At 31.3% G+C, this 1185-nt stretch carries 1 protein-coding gene; it reads right to left on the bottom strand.

Annotated features, from left to right (window positions below):
* Positions 1–1117: hypothetical protein (locus U9P79_00890; protein MEA2103187.1), on the bottom strand; the 1117-nt coding region annotated here is incomplete at its 3' end.
* Between the last annotated feature and the right edge of the window lie 68 nt (positions 1118–1185).

Here is a 1185-nt window from a genome sequence, read left to right as displayed (position 1 = left end):
TGAAATCCTCCACAATTTGTTTTAATCTCTTATCCAATTTATCCCAGAGATTGCTATTAATCCTATTTGTGTCAATTTCATCAACGAATTTTCTGAGTTCTTCAAGATTATCTAATGATTTCTCGTACGAATTCATAGGGAGATTTTCTTTTCTTCTCCTACGAGATTTTTCCCTATCATCCAATAATTTTCTGAATTCCTTAAATTTTTCTTTCTTCCAGTCTTTATTAGCCGGTAAGCCAAGTTCTAATCTTACTTCCTTTTCTTGAAGTGAATCTTCAAGGAAGGACAATTCTGTACCGCGCTCATAAAAAATGTTTAAAAATCGATATTTTACATATTCCTGGTAAATTGTTCGATTTTTTGGAAACATCTTTGTGATCAATTGATTCAGGTGAAACAAACATTTTTGATGAATATAATTTTCTCCAAAAACCGTCTCAAATACTCCACCATACCTTCTGTCGAGATCTGTAACGATAAAAGGAGAGATATTCTCAGTAGGTAGATTAGATAAAAAGTTAATAATTGTCGGATTATCCTTTGAATCAGTTAATTCTTCGAAAATAGGTCTTTTTGATTTGCCATCCAGAACAGTCAACCGATATTTCTGCGTTCTTTCTCTTTTAGGATGTTGCTCATCGTAATGAATAATTGGAATTTCATCATTTAATTCTATAGGTGGCAAATCAATTTCTGAGAGCATATCATCGGCTAAATCCAGAAAATAGTCTTTCCCACGATGGAGGATGTATTTTGAAATTCTTGCCATTCCGTCATAGGATACATCCATATCAAGGCAATCCAAAGCAAATGAACCATAAAATTCTTTAACTTCAGAAACCAAATTTATCCAAGAAGATTTTGATTCTTCTTTGTTTAATTTACAGTTTGGGCACTTATATTTCCCAATTTTAAGATTGCCCAAATTTTGTTTTGAATATTCATTATAGCCATTATGTACCATCTGAGAAGTACATTTGTCACACATTGGCGGTTTTATTCTCCGGAGTACAGATTTTTCATCGAAAATATATTCATTTGAAAAATCTTTGAAAATAGCCATGATTCCACCTATATTATTGTCCGATAATAATTTTTTCTGAATTTGTACCATATTACTCTAATATAGTATTGGTTCTACAAATATGAATAGTTTTTATTTTTAACACCAATAAGGGCAAT

The sequence above is a fragment of the Candidatus Cloacimonadota bacterium genome, from assembly GCA_034661015.1.
In the GTDB taxonomy this organism is placed as follows: domain Bacteria; phylum Cloacimonadota; class Cloacimonadia; order JGIOTU-2; family JGIOTU-2; genus JAYEKN01.
This window is presented reverse-complemented; position numbering and strand designations above follow the sequence as displayed.